At 63.3% G+C, this 1,484-nt stretch carries 1 protein-coding gene; it reads right to left on the bottom strand.

The features are described 5' to 3' along the window. Positions 1-1,412 (bottom strand): ABC-F family ATP-binding cassette domain-containing protein (locus tag EOA86_RS34340; RefSeq protein WP_164892315.1); only part of this gene is annotated, 1,412 nt, incomplete at its 3' end. Positions 1,413-1,484 lie beyond the last annotated feature (72 nt).

Below are 1,484 nucleotides of genomic sequence, written 5' to 3'. Positions count from 1 at the left end.
GCATGGATCAGCGATTCACGGCTGTCGATGTCGAGATGGTTGGTCGGTTCGTCGAGGATGAACAGGTTTGGGCCCTCGAAAGCCGACAGGCCCATCAGCAGTCGCGCCTTCTCGCCGCCCGACAGGTCCTTGGCGGCGGTGTTCATCTTTTCGGTGGTCAGGCCGAACTGGGCGACACGGCCGCGCACTTTCGATTCCGGCGCTTCCGGCATCAGCCGGCGGACATGCTCATAGGCGTTTTCGTTCGGCCGGAGATCGTCGAGCTGATGCTGGGCAAAGATCGCCACCTTCAGCGCGGGCGCCACCGTCATGTTGCCGGTCTCCTGCTTGAGCCGGCCCGACAGAAGCTTGGCAAAGGTCGACTTGCCGTTGCCATTGGCGCCAAGCAGCGCGATGCGGTCATCGGCGTCGATGCGCAGCGTCATCTTCTTCAGGATCGGCTGACCCTCGGTGTAGCCGACATTGACATTGTTCAGCGCGATGATCGGCGAGGCGACCGTCTTCACCGGCTCGGGAAAGGAGAACGGCCGCACGTTGTCGTTCACAATTGCGGCGATCGGCTTCATCTTCTCAAGCGCCTTGATGCGCGACTGCGCCTGTCTCGCCTTGGAAGCCTTGGCCCGAAAGCGCTCGACGAAGGATTCCATGTGCTTGCGCGCGGCTTCCTGCTTGACCCTGCCCTTCTCCTGCAATTCGCGCTGCTCGGTGTATTGGCGTTCGAACTGGTCGTAGCCGCCGCGCCAGAAAGTCAGCTTCTTCTGGTCGAGATGGACGATCGAGTTGACGGCGCGGTTGAGCAGGTCGCGGTCGTGCGAGATCAGAAGTACGGTGTGCGGATATTTCGATACGTAGTTTTCCAGCCACAGCGTGCCTTCGAGGTCGAGGTAGTTGGTCGGCTCGTCGAGCAGCAGCAGATCGGGCTCGGCAAACAGCACTGCGGCGAGTGCGACGCGCATGCGCCAGCCGCCGGAGAACGACGAGGCTGGCCGTCGCTGGGCGTCGTCGTCGAAGCCGAGGCCGGCGAGGATGGTGGCGGCACGCGACTCGGCCGAATGGGCGTCGATATCGGCCAGCCGCATGTGGATGTCGGCGATGCGGTGCGGATCGGTCGCCGACTTTTCCTCCTCGATCAATGCGGAGCGTTCAAGGTCGGCCTTGAGCACGATCTCGATCAGCGGCTCCTCGGTGCCGGGCGCTTCCTGCGCCACCTGGCCTATGCGCGTGTTCTTCGGCAGGCTGATCGAGCCGGTCTCGGAGGCGAGGTCGCCGGTGATCGCCTTGAACAAAGTGGTCTTGCCGGTGCCGTTGCGGCCGACGAGGCCTGCCTTGCTGCCGGCCGGCAAGGTCAGCGAGGCATGGTCGAGAAGCAGGCGTCCGGCCATGCGGAGCGAAAGGTCGTTAATGATCAGCATGGCCGCGCTTTTGCACGGGACGTCAGCGCTTCGCAAGAGGTTGAGCGCCGGTTGGCCGGATAAGGCATGAAA

This window comes from Mesorhizobium sp. M5C.F.Ca.IN.020.32.2.1 (assembly GCF_004023105.1).
Classification (GTDB): domain Bacteria; phylum Pseudomonadota; class Alphaproteobacteria; order Rhizobiales; family Rhizobiaceae; genus Mesorhizobium; species Mesorhizobium wenxiniae.
The sequence above is the reverse complement of the archived record's forward strand: the minus strand, read 5'-3'. Positions and strand labels throughout refer to the sequence as shown.